20 protein-coding genes are annotated in these 26,359 nt (G+C 73.9%); 16 read left to right on the top strand and 4 right to left on the bottom strand.

What is annotated here, in order from left to right:
- The first annotated feature begins 566 nt into the window (after nucleotides 1-566).
- The 7 genes from ACFTWP_RS27225 (at nucleotide 567) to ACFTWP_RS27255 (ending at nucleotide 10,998) form a co-directional block, all read left to right on the top strand.
- Entirely contained in the window at nucleotides 567-2,681 is a 2,115-nt protein-coding gene (locus ACFTWP_RS27225; protein WP_380267511.1) for a glycogen debranching N-terminal domain-containing protein, read from the top strand.
- A gap of 232 nt (nucleotides 2,682-2,913) precedes the next feature.
- Complete coding sequence (locus ACFTWP_RS27230) at nucleotides 2,914-3,657, top strand: NUDIX domain-containing protein (RefSeq protein ID WP_380267512.1); 744 nt, start codon at nucleotides 2,914-2,916, stop codon at nucleotides 3,655-3,657.
- Nucleotides 3,658-4,032: 375 nt separating this feature from the next.
- Nucleotides 4,033-5,505: an ATP-binding cassette domain-containing protein gene (locus tag ACFTWP_RS27235; protein ID WP_380267513.1), complete on the top strand. Its 1,473-nt coding sequence runs from the start codon at nucleotides 4,033-4,035 to the stop codon at nucleotides 5,503-5,505.
- The gene (locus tag ACFTWP_RS27240; RefSeq protein ID WP_380267514.1) at nucleotides 5,502-6,317 is read left to right on the top strand and encodes a hypothetical protein; all 816 of its coding nucleotides are present in this window, start codon (nucleotides 5,502-5,504) and stop codon (nucleotides 6,315-6,317) included. The genes ACFTWP_RS27235 and ACFTWP_RS27240 overlap by 4 nt, the downstream gene beginning before the upstream one ends.
- 235 nt (nucleotides 6,318-6,552) lie before the next feature.
- Nucleotides 6,553-7,431: a FadR/GntR family transcriptional regulator gene (locus tag ACFTWP_RS27245; RefSeq protein ID WP_380267515.1), complete on the top strand. Its 879-nt coding sequence runs from the start codon at nucleotides 6,553-6,555 to the stop codon at nucleotides 7,429-7,431.
- Between the two features lie 702 nt (nucleotides 7,432-8,133).
- Entirely contained in the window at nucleotides 8,134-9,750 is a 1,617-nt protein-coding gene (locus ACFTWP_RS27250) for an RNA polymerase sigma factor (protein ID WP_380267516.1), read from the top strand.
- 330 nt (nucleotides 9,751-10,080) lie between these two features.
- On the top strand, nucleotides 10,081-10,998 hold the full coding sequence (locus ACFTWP_RS27255) for a S1 family peptidase (RefSeq protein ID WP_380267517.1): 918 nt from the start codon (nucleotides 10,081-10,083) through the stop codon (nucleotides 10,996-10,998).
- A gap of 289 nt (nucleotides 10,999-11,287) precedes the next feature.
- Here ACFTWP_RS27255 and ACFTWP_RS27260 read toward each other — a convergent pair whose 3' ends face one another.
- Nucleotides 11,288-11,521, bottom strand: a complete 234-nt coding sequence (locus ACFTWP_RS27260) for a hypothetical protein (protein WP_073924858.1) — start codon at nucleotides 11,519-11,521, stop codon at nucleotides 11,288-11,290.
- 626 nt (nucleotides 11,522-12,147) lie between these two features.
- On the opposite strand from ACFTWP_RS27260, the gene ACFTWP_RS27265 reads away from it, so the two are divergent.
- The 6 genes from ACFTWP_RS27265 (at nucleotide 12,148) to ACFTWP_RS27290 (ending at nucleotide 19,531) form a co-directional block, all read left to right on the top strand.
- Nucleotides 12,148-14,259 carry a type IIA DNA topoisomerase subunit B gene (locus ACFTWP_RS27265; RefSeq protein WP_380267518.1) on the top strand — a complete coding sequence of 704 codons (2,112 nt, stop codon included), beginning with the start codon at nucleotides 12,148-12,150 and terminating at the stop codon, nucleotides 14,257-14,259.
- Nucleotides 14,260-14,457: 198 nt separating this feature from the next.
- Nucleotides 14,458-14,943: a DUF1453 domain-containing protein gene (locus ACFTWP_RS27270; RefSeq protein ID WP_380267519.1), complete on the top strand. Its 486-nt coding sequence runs from the start codon at nucleotides 14,458-14,460 to the stop codon at nucleotides 14,941-14,943.
- Between the two features lie 110 nt (nucleotides 14,944-15,053).
- Nucleotides 15,054-16,292, top strand: coding sequence for a sensor histidine kinase (locus ACFTWP_RS27275; RefSeq protein WP_380267520.1), 1,239 nt, complete (start codon nucleotides 15,054-15,056; stop codon nucleotides 16,290-16,292).
- Entirely contained in the window at nucleotides 16,289-17,038 is a 750-nt protein-coding gene (locus ACFTWP_RS27280; RefSeq protein WP_380267521.1) for a response regulator, read from the top strand. Before ACFTWP_RS27275 ends, ACFTWP_RS27280 begins: the two co-directional genes overlap by 4 nt.
- Before the next feature lie 181 nt (nucleotides 17,039-17,219).
- Nucleotides 17,220-17,858: a DUF485 domain-containing protein gene (locus ACFTWP_RS27285; protein ID WP_380267522.1), complete on the top strand. Its 639-nt coding sequence runs from the start codon at nucleotides 17,220-17,222 to the stop codon at nucleotides 17,856-17,858.
- 23 nt (nucleotides 17,859-17,881) lie between these two features.
- Complete coding sequence (locus tag ACFTWP_RS27290; protein WP_380267558.1) at nucleotides 17,882-19,531, top strand: cation acetate symporter; 1,650 nt, start codon at nucleotides 17,882-17,884, stop codon at nucleotides 19,529-19,531.
- Between the two features lie 36 nt (nucleotides 19,532-19,567).
- On the opposite strand, the gene ACFTWP_RS27295 is transcribed toward ACFTWP_RS27290, so the two are convergent.
- Both ACFTWP_RS27295 and ACFTWP_RS27300 read right to left on the bottom strand, forming a co-directional pair.
- A complete protein-coding gene (locus ACFTWP_RS27295; protein WP_380267523.1) occupies nucleotides 19,568-20,260 on the bottom strand; it encodes a response regulator in 693 nt (230 codons plus the stop codon).
- The gene (locus ACFTWP_RS27300; RefSeq protein ID WP_380267524.1) at nucleotides 20,257-21,891 is read right to left on the bottom strand and encodes an ATP-binding protein; all 1,635 of its coding nucleotides are present in this window, start codon (nucleotides 21,889-21,891) and stop codon (nucleotides 20,257-20,259) included. The genes ACFTWP_RS27295 and ACFTWP_RS27300 overlap by 4 nt, the downstream gene beginning before the upstream one ends.
- Before the next feature lie 350 nt (nucleotides 21,892-22,241).
- Here ACFTWP_RS27300 and ACFTWP_RS27305 point away from each other — a divergent pair, with 350 nt between their 5' ends.
- From ACFTWP_RS27305 to ACFTWP_RS27315, 3 genes are all read left to right on the top strand, one after another.
- Nucleotides 22,242-23,117 carry an ABC transporter ATP-binding protein gene (locus tag ACFTWP_RS27305; RefSeq protein ID WP_380267525.1) on the top strand — a complete coding sequence of 292 codons (876 nt, stop codon included), beginning with the start codon at nucleotides 22,242-22,244 and terminating at the stop codon, nucleotides 23,115-23,117.
- A complete protein-coding gene (locus ACFTWP_RS27310) occupies nucleotides 23,107-24,018 on the top strand; it encodes an ABC transporter permease (RefSeq protein WP_380267526.1) in 912 nt (303 codons plus the stop codon). Before ACFTWP_RS27305 ends, ACFTWP_RS27310 begins: the two co-directional genes overlap by 11 nt.
- 76 nt (nucleotides 24,019-24,094) lie before the next feature.
- Nucleotides 24,095-25,156: an ABC transporter substrate-binding protein gene (locus ACFTWP_RS27315; protein WP_380267527.1), complete on the top strand. Its 1,062-nt coding sequence runs from the start codon at nucleotides 24,095-24,097 to the stop codon at nucleotides 25,154-25,156.
- Between the two features lie 280 nt (nucleotides 25,157-25,436).
- On the opposite strand, the gene ACFTWP_RS27320 is transcribed toward ACFTWP_RS27315, so the two are convergent.
- On the bottom strand, nucleotides 25,437-26,339 hold the full coding sequence (locus ACFTWP_RS27320) for a sucrase ferredoxin (protein ID WP_380267528.1): 903 nt from the start codon (nucleotides 26,337-26,339) through the stop codon (nucleotides 25,437-25,439).
- Nucleotides 26,340-26,359 lie beyond the last annotated feature (20 nt).

Raw genomic sequence — 26,359 nt, forward strand, 5'->3', positions numbered from 1 at the left:
TCGCACCATCGGAGCACTCCGACGGACAGTCGGGACGAACCGGTGGCGTGACCTGTCGAGGGTCCACGGCGTTTCATCCTGGGGAACGCCGGCGCGGGGGCGGTCGGCGGCACGGCCGGCGGTACACGGCCCCGGGCATGACCGGGCGGCGAAGGCAGGGGGGCGGCCGCCCGGGCGGTCGGCGGGAGCAGGGGACTCGACGGCGAGTCACCGGCCCGGCCACGGCGGACAGACCGCCCCGGCCGGCCGGCCGACCGGAGCGGTAGATCGGGCCAGCCGGGACGTCCGGCGCAGGGTGGCGGGGCGGAAACGCGGTCCGGCGCCCCGGCGGGACGAAGCGGTCCGGCACGAGGAGCGGTCCGGCACGGCACGGTGCACGAAGCAGTGCGGCACAGGGCAGTGCCCGAACAAGCACAGGGCAGTGCCAGAACAAGCAGTCCGACAGAAAGCAGTCCGGCCGCCGGGCGGAGCAACGACCGCCGGCACCGGACGCACCAGAACGCGATCGAACACGCTCGCGGCCGACCGGCCCAGGCCGGCGGACCGTCGAGGGGAGGAGGAGTCCGGTGACCGCCACGAGGCCACCCCAGGCCGCGCCGGCCGAGAGCGTGGTCGGCGCACCGCGACCCGCAGGCCGGCCCGACCACGCACCGGGCGGTCCGCCCAGGCCGGCCCCCGGGCCGGCCCGCCCGCAGCCGGCGGCCACCCACCACGCGGTGGTCTGCGTGAACGCACCCGCCATGGCGGCCTCCGGGCCGGACGGCCAGCTGCGCGGCCACGGCCTGCACGGCTTCTACCGCTCGGGCATCCGCGTCCTCGCCCGCCTGGAGCTGCGCCTCGGCGGCATCGAGCCGCTGCCGCTCCAGGGCACCCTCACGTCGGCCGCCGAGGCACGCTTCCTCGGCGCGATCCGTCTCCCCGGCGACCCCGACCCGGACCCGGCGCTGACCGTCGAACGGCTGCGCCACGCCGACGGGGTGGAGACCGTCACCGTCCGGAACACCGGCACCCGTCCCGCCCGGCTTCCGCTGGAGCTGGCGATGGGCACCGACCTCGGACCGATGGCCGAGATCGCCGCCGGGCTCCGCGCCTCGGACCTCCCCAGCCAGGTGCAGTCCGCCGGACTGCGCTGGTCCGGCCCGACGCACAGCGCCACCGTCACGGCCAAGCCCTCCCCGCACGCCGTGCTCGCCGGGGCCGGCGTGCTGCGCTGGGACCTCGAAGTCCAGCCCGGAGCCCGCTGGTCGGTGGAGCTCCGTACCGAGCTGGAGAGCTCCGTTCCCGGCCCGCGTCCGCCGGGCGGGCGCGGGACGGGTGTGCCGCTGCCGTGGGCCGAGACCGAGGTGCGCTGCGACGACGCGCGCGCCGAACTGCTCGTTCCCCGCTCGCTCGACGCCCTGGGCAGCCTGCTGCTCGCCGACCCCGACCGCCCCACCGACCTGTACGCCGCCTCCGGTGCCCCCTGGCGCTTCGGCCTCGCCCCGGCGGACGCGCTCTGGGCGGCCAGGCTGACCCTGCCGCTCGGCACCCGGCTGGCGGCCGGCACGCTCCGGGCGCTGGCCCGGCGTCAGCAACCCGCGGCCGGTCCCGGCGGGCGGCCGGAGGGGCTGCTGCCCGGCTCCCTGCGGCACGCGGGCCCCGAACTGCCCCCCTCCTGCACCGCCACCGAGGCCACGCTGCTGTTCGTCACCGTGCTGGCCGAGGCCTGGCGCTGGGGGCTGCCCCGACAGGAGGTGGCCGAGTTGCTGCCGGCAGCGGAGCGCGCCCTCGGCACGCTGCGCACCGGTCTGGTCGACGGCTTCGTGACGGACCTCAGCCGCCCGGTCGAGGAGCGAACGGTGAACCCCCCGGCGGCCCGGAGCGAGGTGCAGGCACAGGCCCTGCGCGCCGCCCTGCACGGCGCGGAACTACTGGAGGCCTTCGGCCGGCCGGGCGCCGAGGAGTGGCGGGACTGGGCGGCGGCCCTGCGATCACGCTTCCGCGAGCGGTTCTGGATCGACGACCTCTCCGGCGGCCGGCCCGCTGCCGCGCTCGCCGCCGGCGGGCGTCCGCTACCTGCCGTCTCCTCCATGCTCGTCCACCTGCTGGATCTGGGGCTCTCCGCCGACGGCGGCCGGCACGAGGGGCTGCTCGACCGCGAGCAGGCCCGGATGCTGGCGCAGCGCCTCACCGCACCGGAGTTGGACTGCGGCTGGGGGCTGCGCACGCTCAGTGCCAAGTCGGCCCGCTTCAACCCGCTCGGCCACCGCAGCGGCGCCGTGCGCGTGCATGAGACCGCCCTGGCGATCGCCGGGCTGGCCGAGGCCGGTTTCGAACGGGAGGCCGGCGCACTGCTGGAGGGCATGCTGGGCGCCTCCGCCTACCTGGAGGGCCGGCTCCCCGAGATGTACGCGGGCGAGCAGCGGATCGCCGGCTGCCCACCGGTGCCGCACCCGGCGGCCTGCCGGCCGGCGGCCGTCTCGGCGGCGGGTGCGGTGCACGCCGTCCTCGCGCTGGCGGGGGTGCGCCCCGACGTCCCGGCCGGCCGGGTGCTCGTCAGGCCGGCCAGTACGGCGCCGCTCGGCGAGCTGCAGCTCACCGGCCTGCGGGTGGCGGGGGAGCCGTTCTCGGTCCGGGTGAGCCGGATCGGCGTCGCCGTCGTCGAGGAGGCATCGGCCGAACTCCAGCTGGGTGCCCGCTGAGCCTGCGGATCCCACCCGCCGTCCGGGCCCGCCGCACCGCAGGGTGCCCGCAGCCGGCCCGGACGGCCGGGGCGGGGGCCCGGCCGCTCCACCGGGCCCCGGCCGTCGTCCCCGGCCGGACTCGCACCGGCGCACCGGCCGGCCGGGCCGGGGAACGGTGCCGCGGACCGGTCGACGGTGGCACTCGCCGGGGCCTGTGCTTATCGTCAGAGAGACGACTATGATCGTCCGCATGTCGCGTTATGACCCGTCGGCCTTCCCCCCGTTCGCTGTCACGGTCGACCTGGTGGTGCTGACGGTGCGGGACCACGCGCTCTGCGCCCTGCTGGTACGACGGGGCGAGCCGCCCTTCCAGGGGTACTGGGCGCTGCCCGGCGGTTTCGTGCGCCTGGACGAGGGCCTTGCCGAGGCGGCCTCCCGGGAGCTGGCCGAGGAGACCGGCCTGCGGGCCCACTCCGCGCCGGAGCACGGCACCGCCGGGGCACACCTGGAGCAGCTCGCGACCTACGGGCATCCGCAGCGCGACCCCCGGATGCGGGTGGTCAGCGTCGCGTACCTGGTCCTCGCACCCGACCTGCCCACGCCCCGTCCGGGCGGCGACGCCAGCAGCGCCCGCTGGGCACCGGTGGCGGAACTGCTCGGCGCGAACCCGAGCGAGGGCGTACCGCTGGCGTTCGACCACGGGCTGATCCTGGCGGACGGGGTCGAGCGCGCCCGCTCCAAGATCGAGTACTCCTCGCTCGCCACCGCCTTCTGCTCGACCGAGTTCACCGTCGGCGAGCTGCGCCGCGTCTACGAGGCCGTCTGGGGCGTCTCCCTGGACCCGCGGAACTTCCACCGCAAGGTCACCGGCACCCCGGGGTTCCTGCTGCCCTCCGGCGGCACGACGACCCGTCAGGGGGGCCGCCCGGCACAGCTGTTCACCTCCGGCGCGGCGACCGACCTGAACCCGCCGATGCTCCGGCCGGAGTCCTGACCCTGGAGCGCTGGCCCTGGAGTGCCGGCCCCCGAATCCCGGCCCCGGAGCCCTGGTCTGTAGCTCCCACCCCGAGGCTCCGACTCCGAAGTCCTGCTTCCGAAGCCCTGCCTCCCAGTTCGTCGGTCGAAAGTCCTGACCCCGCGTCACGTGTGGCTTCCCGGGCTGCTTCCGGGGCGCTCCAGGGTGCCATCGGAGCGGCGGCAGAGGTCGGATTGTCCCCTGATCGGGTGAGGTGTGCGGACTTGTGTCCGTCATCGCTCCCGTAATGCCCGAAATATCCATGTCCGGCGCCTAGGGTGCTGGCGCGGGGACGTCCCGGGCAGGTCCGTGCCGCGCACACCCGGCCGGCCGAGGGAATGGGAGCAGCCAGCCATGATCCAGATCACCGGACTGACCAAGGTCCACCGCCGCGGCCGGCCACCGGCTCTGCTCGACCTCACCTTCGACGTCCGCCCCGGCATGGTCACCGCGCTGCTCGGCCCGGAGGACTCGGGCAAGAGCACCGCCGTGCGGCTCATGCTCGAACTCGAACGCGGTCAGGGCGTCACCCTCTTCGGCGGCCGCACCTACCGCCGCCTGCGCCGGCCGGAGCGCGAGGTGGGCGTCGTCCTGCCGACCGTCGGGTCGATGGCGGGTCACCCGGGCCGGACCGCCCGGGGGCACCTGCGGATGCTCGCGGCCGCCGCCGGCGTGCCGACGAGCCGGGCCGACGAACTGCTGGAGCAGACCCGGCTCGCCACGGTCGCCGGTCACCGGCTGCGCGCCTTCTCGTCGGGCATGAACCGCCGCCTGTTGCTCGCAGGGGCCCTCCTGGGTGACCCGGGCACCCTGGTGCTGGACGCTCCGACCGAGGAGTTGTCACCTCGCAACGTCGAGTGGTTCCACTCCTTCCTGAGGTCCTTCGGTGTCGCGGGCGGCACGGTCCTCCTCACCACCCGAACCCCGCAGGAGGCCGCCCAGGTCGCCGACCGGGTGGTCACCCTCGACCAGGGTCGGCTGGTCGCGGACCAGTCCGTCGCCGACTTCCGCAACACCCGCCTCCGCCCCGAGGTGTCCGTGCGGGGGCCGCAGATGGCCCGCCTGGCCGATCTCCTGCTCGGCCAGGGCGCCCTGGTCCGCCGCGACGGCGCGGTGGGCCTGGCGGTGGCCGGGATCGACCGCACGGAGATCGGCGAACTCGCCTACCGGCACGGCATCCTGCTGCACGAGCTGGCCGATCGGGTGGTCGAGCAGCCGGCGCCGCGGGCCGTCCTGCCGGCGTCGTCGGGCCGGTCCGGTCAGGTGCGGCTCCAGCAGCCCCGGTCGGAGGTTCAGGGCTCCGAGGCCCCGCAGCGCGCCGCCATCCCGCAGGCCGCGCAGGGTTCGCAGGCGCCACCGGCCCGGCAGGACGCACACGGCTCCCACGACTCGCAGGGCGCGCAGACCGCACAGGCCGCACACGCCCCGGAGGCCGTAGGGACGACACGGACGGCACAGGCCCCGCAGTTCTCCCAGGCCCTGCCCGTGCTGCAGGGTGCATCGGGCTCGCCACAGTTGCCGAGCCGACCTGCCCCGTCTGCCCCGTCGAGAACACCCGCCGTCCAGCCCGTCCAGCCCGTGCAGGCCCTCCAGCCCGTCCAAGCCGTCCGGCCCGTGCAGCCCCTACAGACCCTCCAGCCCGTCCAGCAGGTCCAGCCCGTCCAGCAGGTCCCGCCGGGGCGGCAGGAGGCTGCCCCCGGGTACGCCGTGCACCCCGCCCCCGCGAGCCTCACCGGGGCGAGTGCCCTGTCGCGGTCCGCCGCCGTGCCGGGGGACCCGGCCGCCCATCCCGTGCCCGCCGTCGGGCCCGACCACCGGAGCGAATGACCGTGCACGTACTCGCCTACGAGGCACGCCGGCTGAGCGGCCTGCGTTCGACCTGGATCGTCCTCGGCACCGTCCTGCTCTGCGACGCCGCGGTGGCCGCCGTACTGGCCCACCAGGTGGAGCCCGGCCGGCTGACGGTCGCGGCCGCCGTCCGATCGGTGACCGCCGCGGTGCCCCTCCTGCCGCTCCCGATCGCCGCCATCGGCGCCGGGGTGCTGGGCGCGCTCTCGTACGGCCACGAGGTTCGCCACCCGGGGCTGGCGGCGTCCCAGGTGGGCTATGCGCGCAGGGTCCGGCTGCTGTTCGGCAAGCTGGTGGTGATCGGGGCCCTGTCGGCCCTGCTGGCCACCGTGACGGTCCTGCTGGACGCGGTGGTGACGCGGCTGGCCTTCGGCCCGGGCGTGGACGCCTCCGGGGTCTTCGCCCCGGGGGTCCTCGCTGCGGGCGGCCGACTGCCGTCGGCGCTCGCGGTGTTCGCCCTGCTGGTGGTCGCGGCCGGCGGAGCCGGGGTGCTGACCGCCTCGCTCACCCGCAGCGCCTCGGCCGGGATCCTGCTGCTGTGCGCCCTGCCCGTGCTGCTGGAGGCGGGGCTGGCCCTGTTCCTGCGGCAGACCGGCGCGGCCCGCGCCGACGTCGCGGACGAGGTGCTGCCGCTGCAGTACGGCTTCGACTGGGTCCGGGCGGGGGCCGGTCCGGCCGTGGGCGGCCCGCTGGATCTGGCCGATCCGATGCTGCTCGGCGTACTGGCCTCACCTGCGGTGCTGCTGGTGCTGCTCTGCCTGGTGGTGCAGGTGCGTCGCCGCTCGCTCTGAGTCGCCCGCCGGACTCAAGTCACCCACTGGACCTGCTGGACCCGAGTCGCCCAGAGGGAGCCCAGGGGGCTGCCGAGCGTTCGAGGGAGCGCACCATGACAATCCGTCAATTGATGACCGGAATGCAACAGTCGTCCTGATAAGAAGTCAATTATCCAGTCACGGGCGATCACCCTTTCGTGTGCTTTTCACGAGAATTCTCAAGCTGGGCCCGCCGATCGCCGACAAAGGACCTGTGAGTACCCTTGCGCACCCCACCATGACCGCCGCCCGCCCCGCCGACGGCGCCGCCTCCGGCCCCGGTGAGCTGGACCGCTTCTCCTATGCCGATCGGCCGACCCCGCCCGCGCCCCGTTGGGAGGGCGTCGACTCCGACCTCGTCCGGGTCGGCCGCAAGACCACCAGCAGCCGTGGCCGCGGTCTGCACGGCCAGCTCGTCCAGCAGCTGGGCCAGATGATCGTCTCCGGCGACCTCGGTGCCGACCGCCCGCTCGTCCCCGAGGAGATCGGCCAGCGGTTCGAGGTCTCCCGTACGGTCGTGCGGGAGTCGCTCCGCGTGCTGGAGGCGAAGGGCCTCGTCAGCGCCCGGCCCAACGTCGGCACCCGGGTCCGCCCGGTCGCGGACTGGAACCTGCTGGACCCCGACATCATCGAGTGGCGCGCCTTCGGGCCGCAGCGCGACGAGCAGCGCCGCGAGCTGTTCGAGCTCCGCTGGGCGATCGAGCCGCTGGCCGCCCGACTGGCCGCCGGCCACGGCCGCGAGGACGTCCAGCAGCGCCTGGTCGAGCTGACCGAGATCATGGCCCACGCGGCCGCCCAGGCCGATCAGGTCACCTTCGCCCGCGCCGACGGCGAGCTGCACGCGCTGGTCCTGCAGATGGCCGGCAACCGGATGCTGGAGCACCTCTCCGGCATCATCTCCTGTGCCCTCCAGGTCTCCGGCGGCCCGACCACCTCCTGCGAGCGTCCGTCGGACTCCTCGGTCAGCCTGCACATCCGGCTGGTGGACGCGCTCGGCACCGGCGACGGCACGGCCGGCGAGGCCGCGATCCGGGCCCTGCTCACCGTGCACCCGGAGATCGAGCCCTCCGTCCCGGCACCGCGCGAGCACTGAGCGCGAGCACTGAACGCGACCCGACGAGCGACACGATCTCGACGAGCGACACGATCCCGACGAACGACGAGAACCCGAACGACGAGAACCCGAACGACGAGAACCCGACGAACGACGAGATATCGACGAACGGTGTGAGGACGCGGTCCCACGGCCCGCCGGCCGCCCTGTAGAGCGACCGGAGGGCCGTGCCCGGGTGCGGACGGCCACGTACGGGCCGTCGGCAGGAGGCCCGCGGCGGTCGGCCGGCGCAGCGTGGGAGCGGCCCCGGGGGCGGCCGCCGAGGCCGGCACGGAGGGGTCGCCGGAGCGGCCCGGGCGGGGCCCTGGCGACAGCCCCGGGGAGCCCGCCGGAGGGGGCCTGCGGGGCGGATCGGGAGACGGATCGGAAAAAAGGAGAACCGCAGGTGGGGGCGCGATCGGGACGGGCATCGGACCCCGTGGCCCGGAGGGTGTGACCCGCGCCACCAACGACATGCGTAACACTTGACGGGTGGCAGCGATGTGTACGGAGCGGAAGCAGCTCCGGAATACCACCAACATGTCAGAATGCTGTGTTGGTCTGCGGCGCTGCTGCCGTCCTGCAAACCCAGTCCTCAAGCCCGAGTCGGTCGGAATCGACGCCGCGTGCTGTCACGCGTGATCCTTCCCCGCCCGCTCGGGCGGCCCGGTACGGGTTCGAGTCCACTCATCGTCCGAGAGGTTGTTCGTGTCGGCCAGCACATCCCGTTCGCTCCCCCCCGAGATCGCCGAGTCCGCGGCTCTGCTGGCGCTCATCGAGCGGGGCAAGGCCCAGGGGCAGATCGCCGGTGACGACGTGCGTCAGGCTTTCGAGGCGGACCAGATCCCGGTCACCAAGTGGAAGAACGTCATGCGCAGCCTCAATCAGGTCCTGATTGAGGAAGGCGTGGACCTCATGGTCAGCGCGGCCGAGCCGGCCGCCGCCAAGCGCAAGAGTGTCGCGGCCAAGAGCACCACCAAGCGCACCGCCACCAAGGCCGTCACCACTCGGACGCCGTCCGCCCCCACCAAGCCCCCGGTCCGGATCGCGCCCGGTGCACCCGTGGCCCCGCCCGTTCCGGCCGCCGTGGCGGTCGTCTCGGCCGACGGCCCGGTGGTGGCCGTCTCGGTCGACGAGGCGAAGGCGGCGGTGGCGAAGAAGGCCGCCGCGCCCGCCAAGAAGGCCGTCGCGAAGAAGGCCGCCGCGCCCGCGAAGAAGACCGCCGCCAAGAAGACCGCCGCCAAGGCGGGCAAGGGCGACGAGGAGCTGCTCGGCGACGAGGAGCTGGTCGAGGACGCGGCGCCGGGTGCCAAGACCGAGGAGGCGGAGCCCGAGGAGGAGTCGCAGGGCTTCGTGCTCTCCGACGACGACGAGGACGACGCGCCGGCCCAGCAGGTCGCCGTCGCCGGTGCCACCGCGGACCCGGTCAAGGACTACCTGAAGCAGATCGGCAAGGTCCCGCTGCTCAACGCCGAGCAGGAGGTCGAGCTCGCCAAGCGGATCGAGGCCGGCCTCTTCGCCGAGGACAAGCTCAGCGCCGCCGACAAGCTGGCCCCCAAGCTCAAGCGCGAGCTGGAGATCATCGCCGAGGACGGCCGCCGCGCCAAGAACCACCTGCTGGAGGCCAACCTCCGCCTGGTGGTCTCGCTGGCCAAGCGCTACACCGGCCGCGGCATGCTGTTCCTGGACCTCATCCAGGAGGGCAACCTCGGTCTGATCCGTGCGGTCGAGAAGTTCGACTACACCAAGGGCTACAAGTTCTCCACCTACGCGACGTGGTGGATCCGCCAGGCGATCACCCGCGCGATGGCCGACCAGGCCCGCACCATCCGCATCCCGGTGCACATGGTCGAGGTCATCAACAAGCTGGCCCGCGTCCAGCGCCAGATGCTCCAGGACCTGGGCCGCGAGCCCACCCCGGAGGAGCTGGCCAAGGAACTCGACATGACCCCCGAGAAGGTCATCGAGGTCCAGAAGTACGGCCGCGAGCCGATCTCCCTGCACACCCCGCTGGGCGAGGACGGCGACAGCGAGTTCGGTGACCTGATCGAGGACTCCGAGGCGGTCGTCCCGGCCGACGCGGTCAGCTTCACCCTGCTCCAGGAGCAGCTGCACTCGGTGCTGGACACGCTCAGCGAGCGCGAGGCCGGTGTGGTCTCGATGCGCTTCGGCCTCACCGACGGCCAGCCGAAGACGCTGGACGAGATCGGCAAGGTCTACGGGGTCACCCGCGAGCGGATCCGCCAGATCGAGTCCAAGACGATGTCCAAGCTGCGTCACCCGTCGCGCTCCCAGGTGCTGCGCGACTACCTGGACTAGCAGACGTCACGGCCGCCCGGGACCCGTCGGTTCCGGGCAGGCCGCCCGAGGAGGCCCGGAGCACACCGCTCCGGGCCTCCTCGCGTTCGCCTGGACGGGCCTCCTCGCGCGTGCCGGGGACCCGGGGTCGGGGACCGGCGCCGCCCGGGGCCGGGCGGTCGGTCGTGCCGCGCGGTGCGGTGCGGTCGGCCGTGCCGCCGGGGAGCCGCGTCACCCCTGTGCCGCCTTCCGTCGCTCGTCCGGGTGTTCCGCGCCGCGCGTCGGTGGCTCACCGTGCCCGGTCGACTACGCTGTGCCGGTTGCCTGCCGCCGATTCAACCTGGAGACACGGTGCTGCCCAACCAGGACATGCCGGACACGCGGGACGTTCCGCCGGACGCCACCAGCCGGGCCGGTGCGATGCCGGGCGTCCCCGCCGGTGGGCGCCGGCGTCGGCGGACGGCCCTGCTGGCCCTGCTGGTCGCGTTGCCCGCGCCCCTGGTCGCCTTCGGCCCGGCTGCCTCGGCCGAGCCGCAGCGCCGGATCGTCGGCGGCTCCGCGACCGTCACCGGGGAGCATCCCTGGGTGGTCGCCCTGGCCAGCCGGCAGCAGTTCGGCACCGGTCGCTCCGGCCAGTTCTGCGGTGGCGCGCTGGTCACGCCCACCAAGGTGGTGACGGCCGCGCACTGCTTCTACGACGAGTCCAGGGGCCGGCGGGTGGACCGCCCGGGGCTGCGCGTCCTGGTCGGGCGGGACGACCTGCGGGGCACGTCGGGCCGTGAGGTGGACGTCCAGAACGTCTGGCTCCACCCCGACTACTCCTTCGCCGCCAACATGAACGACGTCGCGGTCCTCACCCTCGCCACGCCGCAGACCGACCGCCCGGTGATCGAGCTGCTGGGCCAGGGCGAGACGGAGCCGTACGCCCCCGGCACCCCCGCGCAGGTCTTCGGCTGGGGCGACACCGTGGGCGACGGTCACTACTCGCCCACGCTCCGTGGCGTGGAGGTGCCGATCGTGGCGGACGAGACCTGCGCCCACGCCTATCCGGGCGGGCCGGACGGGCACTTCGACGCCCGCGGCATGGTGTGCGCGGGTGAGGCGGAGGGCGGTCGGGACGCCTGCCAGGGCGACAGCGGGGGGCCGCTGGTGGTCGCCGGCCGGCTGGCCGGCCTGGTCTCGTGGGGGACGGGCTGCGCCGAGGCGGCCCATCCGGGCGTCTACACCAGGATCTCGGCGGTGTCCGACGCGGTGCGGAGCCGGTTGTGAGCACCGGGTGACGACGGTCGGGTGCCCGTGGCGCGCACCCGACCGGCCGGTGCCCGGCGGGCCCGGCTCAGGGCGCCCGGCGGCGCGGTGGTGACGAGTCGGTCACCGTCCGACGCCACGTCAGAACGTAGTCGCCGCATCACTCGGGGTTCGCGGTCGGGTGCCGGTGGGCGGCGCGGGCCCGGGAACGTCAAAGCCGGACGACCGGCCCCTGGCTGGGGCCTGTCGTCCGGCTCATCGGATCCGTCCGGTCGGAGCGGTCCGATGCGGTTCGTCGGTGGAGCGCCGGTCAGCGCTCGTCGTCGGAAGCCGTGGCGGTGGCCGTGGTCGTGAGACGACCGCTCTCGTCCTGTATCTCAACGGCGATCTTCTTGAGCTCAGGCTCGAACTTCCGCCCGTGGTGGGCGCAGAAGAGCAGCTCTCCGCCGCTCGCGAGTACGACGCGCAGGTAGGCCTGGGCGCCGCAGCGGTCGCAGCGGTCAGCCGCGGTCAGCGGGCTCGCAGGTGTCAGAACAGTAGTCACGTCGCCTCTTCTCTAGCTCGACGAGCTGTCGTACCAGGGTCAACATCCAACCAGGCCGAAAACGTTCCCGCTCGTGGCTTTTCTTCTTTGAGGATTCTGCTTGTGTTGATGAGGACGTGCCCCGAGCGCCGGTGGTTCATGCGTACCGGTTCCCAGGATCCGTCCGTGGCTCGAACGTCCGATCGGGCCGGGGTTCGAGGTCCGCGTAGCATAATCCTCTGCTGGGTTGGAGCATAAGCCCCGTCCCGGCCACCGGTAGCCTGCATCTCGGCAGTTCCAGAGCCTGTGCTCCGTCCCACGGTCCGCCAGGGCCGGTGAAATCGGGAGGAGATGGCGCTCCGCTGCTCTGTATTCGCCGGACGTCGTGTTCGCGCAGCGCGTACAGGCTGCGCGGACCGGGCCCGGCGTGCAGTGGTCCCGAATACGGGGCGTGTGCGCACCGAGCGGGGCTGGGTGTGCACGGAGAGGAACGGCTGTCGGTCCGGTGTGATGCACTGGCCGGGCCCGGATGTGACCGACGAGACAGAACTTCACCGAGGAGAGCACCGCGTGAGCGAGCGGAGCGAGCGAACCAGCAACAGGTGTGCGTTGCGGCAGGCGCCTGCCCAGGCCGTCGGGGTGCGGGCATGAGCGCCGGGAAGAGCACGTCGTCCGCCCTGCTGTCCGGCGACGACGGATCCAACTACACCGCTCGGCATCTGCTCGTCCTTGAGGGCCTGGAAGCGGTGCGCAAGCGCCCTGGCATGTACATCGGATCGACGGACAGTCGTGGTCTGATGCACTGTCTGTGGGAGATCATCGACAACTCGGTCGACGAGGCCCTCGGCGGCCACTGCGACCGCATCGAGGTGGTCCTGCACGACGACTCCTCGGTGGAGGTCCGCGACAACGGCCGCGGCATCCCGGTCGACGTGGAGCCGAAGACCGGCCTGTCCGGCGTCGAGGTCGTGATGACCAAGCTGCACGCCGGCGGGAAGTTCGGCGGCGGCTCCTACGCGGCCTCCGGCGGTCTGCACGGTGTCGGCGCCTCGGTGGTCAACGCCCTCTCCGCCCGGCTCGACGTCGAGGTGGACCGCGGCGGCCACACCCACGCCATCAGCTTCCGCCGGGGCACCCCCGGCATCTTCACGGAGCTCAGCCCGGACGCGCCGTTCGAGCCCGCGAACGGCCTCACCAAGTCCCGCAAGGTGCCCAAGGCCCGCACCGGCACCCGCATCCGCTACTGGGCCGACCGGCAGATCTTCCTCAAGGAGGCCAAGCTCTCGCTGGAGGGCCTGCACAGCCGGGCCCGCCAGACCGCCTTCCTCGTCCCCGGCCTCACCATCGTGGTCCGTGACGAGCGCTTGACGGAGAGTGAGAAGGTCGAGGAGTCGACCTTCCGCTACGACGGCGGCATCGGCGAGTTCTGCGAGTTCCTGGCCCCGGACAAGCCGGTCTGCGACGTGCTGCGGTTGCAGGGCGAGGGCACCTTCAAGGAGACCGTCCCCGTCCTGGACGAGCTCGGTCACATGACGCCCACCGAGGTCACCCGCCAGCTCGGCGTGGACATCGCGCTGCGCTGGGGCGCCGGCTACGACACCACCCTGCGCTCCTTCGTCAACATCATCGCCACCCCCAAGGGCGGCACGCACGTGACGGGCTTCGAGCGGTCGCTCGCGAAGACGGTCAACGAGGCGCTGCGCTCGGCGAAGCTGCTGCGCGTGGCGGAGGACGACGTCACCAAGGACGACGCCACCGAGGGCCTGACCGCGGTGGTCACCGTCCGGCTGGCCGAGCCGCAGTTCGAGGGGCAGACCAAGGAGGTGCTGGGCACCTCGGCCGCCAACCGGATCGTGGCCGCGGTCGTCGCCAAGGAGCTCAAGAACTTCCTCACCTCCGCGAAGAAGGACGAGAAGCTCCAGGCCCGCGCCGTCCTGGAGAAGGTCGTCGCGGCCGCCCGGACGCGGGTCGCGGCCCGGCAGCACAAGGAGGCCCAGCGTCGGAAGACCGCGCTGGAGACCTCCTCGCTGCCCGCCAAGCTCGCCGACTGCCGCAGCGACGACGTCGAGCGCAGCGAACTCTTCATCGTCGAGGGCGACTCCGCGCTCGGCACCGCCAAGCTGGCCCGCAACTCCGAGTTCCAGGCGCTGCTGCCGATCCGCGGCAAGATCCTGAACGTCCAGAAGGCCTCGGTCTCGGACATGCTCAAGAACGCCGAGTGCGCCGCCATCATCCAGGTCATAGGGGCCGGTTCGGGGCGGACCTTCGAGATCGACCAGGCCCGGTACGGCCGGGTCATCTTCATGGCCGACGCCGATGTGGACGGATCGCACATCCGCTGCCTGCTGCTGACGCTCTTCCAGCGCTACATGCGGCCGATGGTCGAGCAGGGCCGGGTCTTCGCGGCCGTCCCGCCGCTGCACCGGATCGAGCTCACCAATCCCAAGCGCGGTCAGGAGAAGTACCACTACACCTACTCCGACGCCGAGTTGCGCAGCACCCTGCTGGAGTTCCAGCGCAAGGGCCAGCGCTGGAAGGACCCGGTCCAGCGGTACAAGGGCCTCGGTGAGATGGACGCCGACCAGCTGGCGGAGACCACCATGGACCCGCGCCACCGCACCCTGCGCCGGATCAACCTCGGTGACCTGGAGCAGGCGGAGCGGATCTTCGACCTGCTGATGGGCAACGACGTCGCCCCGCGCAAGGAGTTCATCGTCGACTCCGCGGCCACCCTGGACCGCTCGCGGATCGACGCCTGAGCCGACGGCTCCGCCGGCTGCTCCGGTCACCGGCCACGCCGGTCCGACCGCAGCGGCACCCGCACGGCGCGGGGCTCTCCACCCCCGGGTGGAGAGCCCCGCGCCGTGTTTCAACCCCGGCTCCGATCTCCCCGGGCCGCCCGCTCCGTAGCGTCGGAGAGGTCAGCAGACCTCCCCCGAGCGGCTACGGAGCGACCGATGAGCGGCCTCGTCAACATCCTCGTGATCATCGCGGTACTGGCCCTGGTGGTCCGCCGCCAGCTGCGCCCGCAACGGATCGACACCGAGCGCCGCTTCTGGGTGGTGCCCGCGGTACTGGCGGTGATCGCCGTGCGCGACCCGGACTTGCTGGACCCGGCCCACCGGGCCGGGGCGATCGCCCTGCTGGCCGGGTCGCTGCTGGTGGTGGTGGCGATGGGCACGGTCTGGGGCTGGACGGTCCGGATCACCCGGGAGCCCGACGGCGGCGTTTGGGTGCGCGGCACCAAGGCCACCGCGGCCGCCTGGGGTGGCATGATCGCCGCCCGGCTGGGCCTGTTCGGCCTCGCGGCCGCCCTGCACATCCACCAGGGCACCGACGCGCTGCTGCTCAGCCTCGCCGTCCTGCTGCTGGTCAGGGGTGTCGTGGTGAACTGGAGGGCGCGCGACCTGGAGCCCGCCCGGGGCGTCCCGACGGTGGGCTGACCGGCACACCGCGCGGGCCGCGTCCCGCCACCGGCCCCGCGCCCGCCGGGGCCCCACCCGAGCCGCGAACCGGGACGACCGGTCCGGCACCCGAACAGGAAGGCCGGCCGTTGCGCCCGGAGACCTGGACCCGCTGGCCGGCCCGCGAAGGGCCGGCCGGGGAGCCGTCGACGCCCGCCCGCAGGGCGCTCTCGCTGATCGGCCGGACGGTCCTGGTCGGGGTGCTGGTCTGGGGCACCTTCGTACCCGGTGACCAGCACGGGTGGGGGGTGGTCGCCGCCGCTCTCGGCCTGGTCGCGGCGCTCGCCCAGGCCGCCGCCTTCCTGCGGGCCGGCCGCGAGCAGTGGCTGCGGTCCTCGCTGGCCCTGGCGGCGACCCTCCTGGCCACGGCCTGGGCGGCCGACCTCGGGCACGCCCACCTGCTGGCGAACTTCCTCTGGTGCGGCCTCGGGCTGACCGCCCTGATCCGGCTGCCGCTGGCGGCCGCCCTGCCGGTGGCGGCGCTGAGCCTCGGCTCCTACGCGCTGGCGAGCGGGGACGGCTGGCCGGCCGTCTCGGCCACGGTCGGCGGCCTCGCGCTGTTCGGCTACCTGCTGCGACTGGACGGTGAGGCCAAGGGCGCCGCGGTCCGGCTGCTCGGGCAGGAGCGCGCGGCTCGGGCGGCCGAGGCGGAGAGCGCCGCGCTCGCCGAGCGGGCCAGGATCGCCCGGGAGATCCACGACGTGCTGGCGCACAGCCTCTCCGCGCAGCTCGTGCACCTGGAGGCGGCCCGGCTGATGCTGGACGGCGGTGCCGACCGGGCCCGGGTGCGGGAGCGGGTGGTGGCCGCCCGGCGGATGGCCCAGGACGGGCTGACCGAGACCAGGCAGGCGCTCTCCGCCCTGCGCGGGGAGTTCACGCCGGTCGGCGAGTACCTGGTCGGGCTGGCCGAGGGTGAACGCGCCGGCCTCACCGTCACGGGTACGCCCCGGCCGCTCGCCGCGGAGGCCGGCCAGGCGGTTCGCCGTACGGCGCAGGAGGCGCTCACCAACGTCCGCAAGCACGCGCCCGGCGCCCGGTGCACCCTCGAACTGCGCTACCTGGAGGGCGTGGTGGAGCTGGAGGTCCGCAACACGGCGTCCAGGGCGGTGCGCGCCGAGCAGCGCTCGGGCCGGGCCCCGGCGCCGGCTCCCGGCCCGGGTGCGGGGGAGGGCGCCGGGCCGCGCGTCGAGCCGGTCGCCGGGCTGGCGGAGAGCGGCAGCGGGTACGGTCTGCTGGGGATGCGCGAACGCGCCGAACTGCTCGGCGGCACCCTGCTGGCGGGCCCCGACGAGGGAGGATGGCGCGTGCTGCTGCGGATGCCCGGATGACGGACGACGCCTTCGGTCGGGATGGCGGGGACCGGCCGGCCGGCGGCACCGGGCCGGCCGGTCGGCCGACGCGGGTGCTGGTGGCGGACGACCAGACGGTGGTGCGCGAGGGGATCGTGATGCTGCTGGGGTTGCTGCCGGGCATCGAGGTGGTGGGAGCCGCCGCCGACGGCGAGGAGGCCGTCCGGCTGGTCGCGCGGCACGAGCCGGACGTCGTCCTGATGGACCTTCGGATGCCGCGCTGCGACGGCGTCGAGGCGACCCGGCGGATCCGAGCCGAGCACCCCGCCACCGAGGTGGTGATCCTGACCACCTACGCCGACGACGAGTCGCTCTTCCCCGCGCTGCAGGCCGGCGCCCGGGGCTACCTCACCAAGGACGCCGGCGGCGAGGAGATCGCGCGGGCCGTCGCCGACGTGCGTTCGGGCGCGGCCGGGCTCTCGCCGCAGATCCAACGGCGGCTGCTGGAAAGGCTGTCGGCGGGCACGGCCGAGGAGCGGGCGCCGGAGCGGCGGCCGCACGCGCTTCCCGCCTCGCTGCCGGACGGGCTGACCACCCGGGAGGCCGAGGTGCTGGCCCTGATCGCCGAGGGCCTGTCCAACGCCGAGATCGCCGGGCACCTGTTCGTCAGTCCGGCCACGGTGAAGACCCACATCAACAACCTCTTCGCCAAGACCGCCGTCCGCGACCGGGCCCAGGCGGTCACCTACGCCTTCCGACACGGGATCGCCCGGCCGCCGGCCTGAGCGGACCGGACCCGCACCAGGGGGACGGTGGTGAGGGAGTGTCATCCGCAGCCCGGACGGTCTAGGCCTTCCGGGCTGATTCCTCACCTCATTGAGTGAACGTATCTGCCATCGGGCATGGCCCGGCGCGGGGGCGCGACCATCATGGGGCGGTCAGCGTGCGCCGGGCCCAGGAGCAGCAGTGCCACAACAGCACACGAGCAGTCCCGACCAGGGGGAGCGGTTCGACTGGTGGGCCGTACGGCCCGCCGGGCCGGACGGTGCTGTTCCGACGTCCCGTCAGGTCTCCCCGCCGGACCAGCGTCCCGCGCAGCCGCAGCCGCAGCCGCAGCCGCAGTCCCAGCCGCAGGCAGGACGGCGGCCCGGGCAGGCCGGGGTGGCGGCCTCCCCCGTCACGGCCACGCCGTCCGTACCCGCCCCCGCCGTGGCCGCTTCCGCCGCACCCGCCCCCGCCGGTCCGGCCGTGGCGCCGCCGGCCGAGCCCGCCGACGCCGTCGACGTCCCCGACGCCGCCGAGGTGTACCGCGCGGTACAGGAGAGCGCGGCGTTCCAGCAGATCCGCCGCAGCTACCGGGCGTTCGTGTTCCCCGCCGTGGGCGCCTTCCTGGGCTGGTACCTGCTGTACGTCGGGGCCCAGGCGGTCGCCCCCGCGCTGATGCGCAGTCGGGTCGCCGGCCCGCTCAACGTGGCCTGGGTGCTCGGGCTGCTCCAGTTCGCCTCGACCTTCCTGCTGACCTGGCTGTACGCCCGCAACGCCCGGACCCAGCGCGACCGCGCCGCACTCGAACTGCGCTGGACCACCCAGGACCGGCTCCGGTGAGCGCCGCCACGGCCCTGGCCGTCCTGACCCCGGCGACCGTCGGCACCGCCACCCCGCCCCCGGGAGCCCCCGGCGGGGACCACCACGGGCTCGCCGTCGCCCTGTTCGCGCTGGTCGTCCTGGTCACCCTGGCGATCACCCTCTGGGTCGGCCGGCGGGGTCAGGCCGCCGAGGACTTCTTCGCCGGCGGGCGTGACTTCAGCCCGCTGCAGAACGGTTTCGCACTCTCCGGCGACTACCTCTCGGCCGCCTCCTTCCTCGGTGTCGCGGGCCTGATCTCGCTCTACGGATACGACGGTGTGCTGTACAGCATCGGATTCCTGGTGGCGTGGCTGGTGGTGCTGATGCTGGTGGCCGAACTGGTGCGCAACGCCGGCCGCTACACCCTGGCGGACGTCCTCGCGCTGCGGATGCGCGACCGCCGGGTCCGGGCGGCGGCCGGCAGCGCCAGCATCGTGGTCACGCTGCTCTACCTGATCGCCCAGATGGTCGGAGCCGGCAGCCTGGTGGCGCTGCTGCTGGGCACGGACAGCGGCCAGGCCAAGACCTGGACGATCGTCGGCGTCGGTGCGCTGATGATCGTGTACGTGACGGTGGGCGGGATGCGGGCCACCACCTGGATCCAGATCGTCAAGGCCTTCCTGCTGATCGCCGGGTCGGTCCTGCTGACGGTCCTGGTGCTTGTCCGGTTCCACGGCGACCTGGCCGACCTGATGCGCACCGCCGCCGACCACAGCGGCGCGGGGCGGCGGTACCTGGAGCCCGGCCTCAAGTACGGGACGGGCCTGACCAGCCGGCTGGACTTCTTCAGCCTCGGCCTGGCGCTGGTGCTCGGCACCGCCGGGCTGCCGCACATCCTGTCGCGCTTCTACACGGTGCCCACCGCCCGGGCCGCCCGGCGCTCCACGATGTGGGCGATCGGACTGGTCGGCGCCTTCTACCTGATGGCGATCGTGCTGGGCCTGGGCGCGACCGCCCTGATCGGCTCGCCCGCCGTCCGGGCGGCGAACCCGGCGGGCAACACCGCCGTCCCGCTGCTCGCGCTCGACCTCGGCGGCGGTGAGGGCAGCACCTGGGGGATCATCCTCTTCGCGCTGATCTCCGCCATCGCGTTCGCCACCATCCTGGCCGTGGTCGCCGGCCTGACCCTGGCCTCCTCGGCGGCCTTCGCGCACGACCTGTACGCCCGGGTCTGGCGCCGGGCGGACGCCGGCGGTCAGGTGACCGGGCGTCAGGAGGTGGTGGTCGCCAGGGTCGCGGCCGTGGTGATCGGGGCGCTGGCCATCGCGCTGAGCCTGTTCGCCCAGCAGCTGAACGTGGCCTTCCTGGTCGGCCTGGCCTTCGCCGTGGCGGCCTCGGCCAACCTGCCGGTGCTGCTGTACAGCCTGTTCTGGCGGCGGTTCACCACCCGGGGCGCGATCTGGTCGGTGTACGGGGGGCTCGTCCCCGCGGTGCTGCTGGTGGTCTTCTCGCCGGTGGTGTCGGGCAGCCGGACGGCGGTCTTCCCGGGAGTGGACTTCCACTGGTTCCCGCTGGAGAACCCCGGGCTGGTCTCCATCCCGCTGGGATTCCTGGCCGGCTGGCTCGGCACGCTCACCTCCCGGGAGCTGCCGGACCCGGACCGGTACGCGGAGCTGGAGGTCAGGGCGCTGACCGGCACCGGGGCGGCCTGAGCGGCCCGACTGCCGCCCGGCCGGCCGCTGCCGCCCTCAGCGGCGTTCGGCGGGCAGCACGTAGCGGTGCTCGGGCCGGCCGGTGTCGCCGTAGCGCAGGCTCAGCCGCAGCCGGCTGTCCCGCTCCAGCTGCTTCAGGTACCGCTGGGCGGTGGAGCGGCTCAGACCGGTGGCGTCGGCGACCTCCTGGGCCGACAGCGGACGCCCGGCGCGGCGCAGTTCGCCCAGCACCAGTTCGGTGGTCGGCGCGGAGTGACCCTTGGGCAGGGTCGCCATCGGGGAGGCGGCGCTGCGCAGGGTGGCGAACATCCGGTCGACCTCGTCCTGGCAGGCCTCGCGGGCGGCCGGCCCGGCCAGGGCGTGCCGCAGGTCGGCGTACGCGACGAGCTTCTCGCGCAGCCCGGCGAAGGTGAACGGCTTCACCAGGTACTGCAGCGCGCCGTGCTGCATCGCCGCGTGCACGGTCGAGACGTCGCGGGCGGCGGTGACCATCATCACGTCGCAGCCGATCTGCCGCTCGCGCATCCGGCGGACCAGTTCGAGGCCCGTCGCGTCCGGGAGGTGGTGGTCGAGCAGGAGGAGATCCACCGGCCGGCGCTCCAGCGCGGCCAGCGCCTCGGCCGCGCTGTGCGCGGTGCCGACCACCCGGAACCCGGGCACCTTGGCCGCGTACGCGGCGTGCACGTCGGCGACCCGGAAGTCGTCGTCCACCACCAGGACGTCGATCACGGCGCCACCTCCAGGGTGAGTTCCACGGCTGCCTCCGCGAGGGCCGCGGGGTGCAGGGCCTCCGGCAGTTCGACGGTGAACCGGGCGCCGCCGAGCGGGCCGCGGTCGACCGCGATCCGGCCGCCGGCGCGTTCGGCCAGCCGCCGCACCATCGCCAGGCCGAGGCCGCGCGGGCGGTGCGCGGGGGCGTCCTTGCTGGTCCAGCCCTCGTCGAAGATCCGGATCCGCAGCTCCTCGGGCACCCCCGGGCCGCTGTCCTCGACGCCCAGCAGCAGGGTCGAGCCGGCGGACAGCAGGGTCACCTCGATCCTCCCGCCCACGGGCGAGCCGGCGGAGCCGAGCGAGTCCACCGCGTTGTCGACCAGGTTGCCGAGCACGGTGACCAGCGCCCGGGGGTCCAGGGCCGCGTCCGGCAGGTGGCTGGCGGGTGTGATCGTGAGCCGGACGCCGCGCTCGGCGGCCACCGCGGCCTTGCCCGCCAGCAGGGCCGCCACGTGCGGGTCCTGCACCTGCTCGGCGATCTTGGCGGTGACGGCCGCGTGCGAGCCGGACTGCTCGGAGATGAACGCCACCGCCTGATCGTGGCGGCCGAGCTCCAGCAGGCCGAGCAGGGTGTGCATCCGGTTGGCGTGCTCGTGGTCCTGCGCCCGGAGGGCCTCGGTGAGGCTGCGGGTGGTGTCCAGCTCCCGCACCAGGGACTCCAGCTCGGTGCGGTCGCGCAGCGTGACCACCGCGCCGTCCTGTTCGGTGGTCGTCCGGTTCACCACCAGCACCCGGTCGCCCTGGACGGCCGGCAGGTCGCTGCCCTCGGTCCGCCCGGTCAGCACGTCGGCCAGCCGGCCCGGTGGGAGGACCTCGTCCACGGGGCGTCCGACGCAGTCGGCCGGCAGGGCGAGCAGCCTGACGGCCTCGTCGTTGGCCAGCCGGATCCGCCCGCGGCGGTCCAGCGCCACCATGCCCTCGCGGATGCCGTGCAGCATCGCCTCCCGCTCCACCAGCAGCGCCGAGATGTCGGCGAGCGCGATGTTGTGGGTGCGCCGCTTCAGCCGGCGGGCCAGTACCAGGGTCGCCGCCAGGCCCGCCGCGAGGCCGGCCCCGGCGCAGAGCAGGATGCCCGCGACCATGCCCAGCATCCGCCGGCGGATCGAGTCGTCGCTGATCCCCACCGACACCTCGCCGACGATCCGGCCGTCGGAGAGGCGCAGCGGGACCTTGCCGCGCGCGGTGCGGCCCAGCGTGCCCTCCTGGATCGCGGTGACGCTGCGCCCGCTGAGCGCGGGCTCGGGGTCGGTGCTGACCCGCTGGCCGATCCGTCCGGGGTCGGTGTGCGAGAGCCGGATGCCGTCCAGGTCGGTGATCACCACGAAGCTGGCCCCGGTGGCCAGCCGGATCTGCTCGGCGTCCTGCTGGGCGGCGCCGGAGTCCCGGGCCGCGGCGGCCCGGGCGATGCCCTCGTCGGCGGCGGTGGACTGGGCGATGGACAGCGCCCGCTGCATGGCGTCGCGGTCCAGTTCCGAGCTGACCGGGGCGAGGAACAGCCCCGCCGTCACGGCGGTGACGCCCACGGTGACGACGGTCTGGCTCAGCAGCAGCTGGGCGAAGACCCGGCGGGGCCAGTGCGGGCGCTTCATCGGGTGCTCCTTCCGGCGGCTGGGCCGGGCTGGGCCGGGCGGGTGTGGGCGGGTGCGGGCTGGGTCGGCGGGGGCGGACCGGGCGGCGGCGACTGCGGTCGGGTCGGCCGCTGGGGTCGGGGCAGGTCAGGGCCGGTCCTGGCGGCGGGGTCGGGTCGGCAAACCATACGTTTCCGAAGTGTTTCTGTCAGCTGCGCCCCCGCTGTTGTAGCGGAAGCAAAACGAGCAGAACACCCCTCAACGCGCGGAAGCCGCAGTACGCCGACAAGGCTCCCGCCGTGACCCGCGCCACTCCTAACCTCCGGAGCACAGCACAGAACCCGGCGACGGAGCCGGACCTCGGAGGTCTCATGAGCGAGCAAGGCAAGCCGGTCACCGGAGGGGGGACCAGCGCCCCGGAGCGGCCGGGCGGACCGGTCACCACCGTCCCCGCGATCGAACTGGTCAACGCGACCAAGCGGTTCAGGACGCCCTCCGGGGCCCTGCACACCGCCGTCCGCGATCTGGACCTCACCGTCGCCCAGGGTGAGTTCGTCGCCGTGGTCGGCCCCACCGGCTGCGGCAAGTCGACCACGCTGACCCTGGTCAGCGGTCTGGAGGAGCCCACCGAGGGGGAGGTGCGGGTACAGGGACGGCCGGTCGAGGGGATCGGCGACGAGGTCGGCTTCGTGTTCCAGCAGGACGCGGTGTTCCCCTGGCGCACCGTGCTGTCCAACGTGATGGCCGGCCCGCGCTTTCGCGGGGTGCCCGCCGCGGAGGCCCGGGAGCGGGCCCGCGACTGGCTGGCCCGGGTGGGTCTGGCCGCCTTCGAGGACCGCTACCCCCACCAGCTGTCGGGGGGCATGCGCAAGCGCGTCGCGCTCGCCCAGACCTTCGTCAACGACCCGAAGATCCTGCTGATGGACGAGCCCTTCTCGGCGCTGGACGTCCAGACCCGGGCGCTGATGTCCGACCAGCTGCTGGACCTGTGGGCCGGCACCGGCTCCTCGGTCGTCTTCGTCACCCACGACCTGGACGAGGCCATCGCCCTCGCCGACCGGGTCGTCGTGATGACGGCCGGGCCGGCCACCGTCAAGGAGGTCTTCACCGTCGACCTGCCGCGTCCGCGCACGGTGGAGGCCGTCCGGCTGGAGCCCCGGTTCATCGAGATCTACCGCGAAATCTGGGCGTCCCTCGGCGAAGAGGTCCGCATCACCCGCGAGAGAGGAGCGGGCAATGCCGCTTGACCGCACGTTGTCGCCCGAGGCCGCCGCAGCCGCCGGGGCCGCCCCCGCGACGGCCGTGGCCACCGCCCCCGAGCAGCCGGCCACCCGGACCGAGGCCCGTGAACGCGCCGCCCGCAACCGGAAGTTCACCGTGTACGGGGCCCGGGTGCTGGTACTGGCGGCCTTCCTCGGACTCTGGGAGGTCTGCGCGCGCAGCGCGGTCATCGATCCCTTCAACTTCTCCCAGCCGTCGAGGATCTGGAACCAGATCTGGCTCTGGATCACCCACGGCACCGCTCAGGGCTCGCTCGGCGAGCAGATCGCGTACACCCTCTACGAGGCCCTGACCGGCTGGGTGATCGGCGTCGTCGGCGGCGTGCTGCTGGGCATCGCCCTCGGCCGCGTCCGGTTCCTGTCGGACGTGCTCGGCCCGTACATCAAGGTGCTCAACGCGATCCCCCGGATCGTGCTGGCGCCGATCTTCCTGATCTGGTTCGGGCTCGGCCCGGCCTCCAAGGTGGCCTCCGCCGTCGTCCTGGTGTTCTTCCCGGTCTTCTTCAACGCCTTCCAGGGCGCCCGGGAGGTGGACCGCAACCTGGTGGCCAACGCCCGGATCCTGGGCGCGAACAACCGGAAGGTCACCCTGCAGGTGGTGATCCCGGCCGCCACCACCTGGATCTTCACCAGCCTGCACGTCAGCTTCGGCTTCGCGCTGATCGGCGCCATCGTCGGGGAGTACATCGGCGCCACCAAGGGCCTCGGCCTGCTCGTCGCCGCCGCCCAGGGCACCTTCAACGCGGCCGGCGTGTACGCCGCCATGACCATCCTGGCGGTGGTCGCCCTGCTCACCGAGGGCGTGCTCACCTTCGCCGAGAAGCGGCTCTTCCGCTGGAAGCCGGCGGACGCCGGCGATGGCCGCTGACCTCGCCCCCACCCCCACCCCCACCCCCACCCCCTCCTTCGCCCCGACCGCAGATGCAGAAAGAGGCCCCCACCTCATGCGCAGAACCGTCGTAGCCGCCGTCGCCGCCGCGCTGCTCGCCTCCCTCACCGCCTGTGCCAACGACGCCGCCTCCACCTCCCACAGCGGTGCCGCGCCCGCCGGGCCGGCCGTCGAGGGCCCCAAGGTCAAGATCATGGTCGGTGGCCTGGACAAGGTCATCTACCTGCCCGCCATGCTCACCCAGCGCCTCGGGTACTTCGCCGAGGCCGGCGTCAACGTCGAGCTGATGAGCGAGCCCGCGGGTGTCAACGCCACCACCGCGCTGCTCGCCGGCGACGTCCAGGGTGCGGTCGGCTTCTACGACCACACCATCGACCTCCAGGCCAAGGGCAAGTCCGTCGAGTCGGTGGTCCAGTTCTCGCAGGCCCCCGGCGAGGTCGAGGTGGTGTCCAGCAAGCAGGCGGACGCCGTGAAGTCGGGCGCCGACTTCAAGGGCAGGAAGCTCGGCGTCACCAGCCTCGGCTCCTCCACCGACTTCCTCACCAAGTACCTGGCCGTCAAGAACGGGGTGGCCGTCAGCGAGTTCAGCCCGATCGCGGTCGGCGCCGGCCAGACCTTCATCGCCGCGCTCCAGCAGGGCAGCATCGACGCCGGCATGACCACCGACCCGACCGTGGCCAACATCCTGGCCAAGGACATCGGCAAGGTGCTGTACGACATGCGGACCCCGGAGGGCTCGCGGGCCGCGCTCGGCGGCCTGTACCCCTCCTCCTCGCTCTACATGAACACCGACTGGGTCGAGAAGAACAAGGACACCACCCAGAAGCTCGCCAACGCGTTCGTGAAGACGCTGAAGTGGATGTCCACCCACGCGCCGGAGGAGATCGCCGCCAAGATGCCCGCCGACTACGGCCAGGGCGGCGCCGAGCAGTACGCGGCCGCGATCAAGGCGACCCTGCCGATGTTCACCACGGACGGGGTGATGCCCGCGGACGGCCCGAAGACGGTGCTCGCGGTGCTCGCCGCCTTCCACCCGGACGTCCAGGGCAAGGAGTCCTCGATCGACCTGGCGAAGACCTACACCACCGAGTTCGTCGCCAAGGCCGCGACCGGCTGACCCCGCCGGACCGGCTGGACCGCCGGCCGGGCCGGCTGGTCCACTCCGCTGATCCACCCCGCTGATCCACCCCGCCCCGGCGGGCCCCAGGGCCCGCCGACCCCGGCGCGCACCGCGGCCGCCACGCCGCCCCCCTCGGCGCGCGCCCGCGTGGCGGCCCCCGCACCCCCGGACAGTGGGCGCGGGGGCCGCCACAGCCGTCCCAGCGGCCTCGCACGCCCCATCTGTGCCGGGACCGCCGCCGTGCGCCCCGGCGGTCACGCCCTCACAGTTGGCGCCGTCACAGCCGGCGCAGCGCCGTCACGTCCATCCGGGCCGGCGTCGCCGCGGCCTTGCCGCAGCTCTCCGGACGCGGCGGCTCGCTCGCCCCCCGGACCACCTCGACCTCCCAGCCCCGGCCGTCCGCGTGCCGGACGCCGACCAGCCAGCGCCCCTCGCCGGCCGGCTGCTGCGTCAGCGTCAGCACGTCCACCCGGGTCTCCCCGGTCGCCTCCCGCACCGCCTGCTCGGCGGCCTGGCCCGGCCGGTCCCACCCGGAGCAGCCGCGCGACCACTCCGGCACCATGTGGCCGGAGGCGGTCGCCGCCAGTACCTCCTTGGCGCTCTCCGGGGTGAGCCGCCCGTACGCGTAGCCGTGGGGGAGCACCAGCATGGTGGGGGAGAAGCGGTGGCCGCCCAGGTGGGTGACCTCCCACACCTCGCTGTGCCCGGCCGCGGCCAGCTCGGCGGCGAGCGGGCGCCCCAGCAGCGCGCAGCAGCGGTCCCGCCGACCGTTGGTGCACACCAGGGCCAGCGGTCCGCCCACGTGCTCGGCGCCGAAGCCCTGGTGCAACCCGGCCCCGAGCGCGCCGAAGTCCAGGGCCAGCAGCTCGGCCGGGTCCGCCACCGAGCCGCGCCGGACCCACGACCGACCCGGCACCGTGTGCGCGACGATCACCTCGCGCCCGCTGGCCGGCAGGTGGTCGGCGTGCCGCCCGGGCCGCCGGATCAGCGCCACCCGCACGCCCGTGCCCTCGCAGGCGGCGTCCAGGGCCCGGCCCAGCGAGGGGTCGAGGTGGCTTTCGGTGAGGGCCTTGGCGCCCCACGGCCCGGTCTGCTCGACCAGCAGCCAGGTCATCGCGACCGCGGCGGTGGCGGCCAGCGGCTCCGACAGTTCAAGCGACGCCGTCGCACAGGTGCTCACCCGGCCGAGCCTACCTGCGC

The organism is Kitasatospora sp. NPDC057015 (assembly GCF_042673745.1).
Lineage (GTDB): Bacteria > Actinomycetota > Actinomycetes > Streptomycetales > Streptomycetaceae > Kitasatospora.

Bases quoted from the DNA above. Each gene is read 5' to 3' on its own strand.
- ACFTWP_RS27300 (WP_380267524.1), bottom strand. From the start codon at position 21,891: ATGAAGCGCCCGCACTGGCCCCGCCGGGTCTTCGCCCAGCTGCTGCTG.
- ACFTWP_RS27310 (WP_380267526.1), top strand. From the start codon at position 23,107: ATGCCGCTTGACCGCACGTTGTCGCCCGAGGCCGCCGCAGCCGCCGGG.
- ACFTWP_RS27265 (WP_380267518.1), top strand. From the start codon at position 12,148: ATGAGCGCCGGGAAGAGCACGTCGTCCGCCCTGCTGTCCGGCGACGAC.
- ACFTWP_RS27240 (WP_380267514.1), top strand. From the start codon at position 5,502: ATGACCGTGCACGTACTCGCCTACGAGGCACGCCGGCTGAGCGGCCTG.
- ACFTWP_RS27280 (WP_380267521.1), top strand. From the start codon at position 16,289: ATGACGGACGACGCCTTCGGTCGGGATGGCGGGGACCGGCCGGCCGGC.
- ACFTWP_RS27230 (WP_380267512.1), top strand. From the start codon at position 2,914: ATGTCGCGTTATGACCCGTCGGCCTTCCCCCCGTTCGCTGTCACGGTC.
- ACFTWP_RS27305 (WP_380267525.1), top strand. From the start codon at position 22,242: ATGAGCGAGCAAGGCAAGCCGGTCACCGGAGGGGGGACCAGCGCCCCG.
- ACFTWP_RS27270 (WP_380267519.1), top strand. From the start codon at position 14,458: ATGAGCGGCCTCGTCAACATCCTCGTGATCATCGCGGTACTGGCCCTG.
- ACFTWP_RS27235 (WP_380267513.1), top strand. From the start codon at position 4,033: ATGATCCAGATCACCGGACTGACCAAGGTCCACCGCCGCGGCCGGCCA.
- ACFTWP_RS27315 (WP_380267527.1), top strand. From the start codon at position 24,095: ATGCGCAGAACCGTCGTAGCCGCCGTCGCCGCCGCGCTGCTCGCCTCC.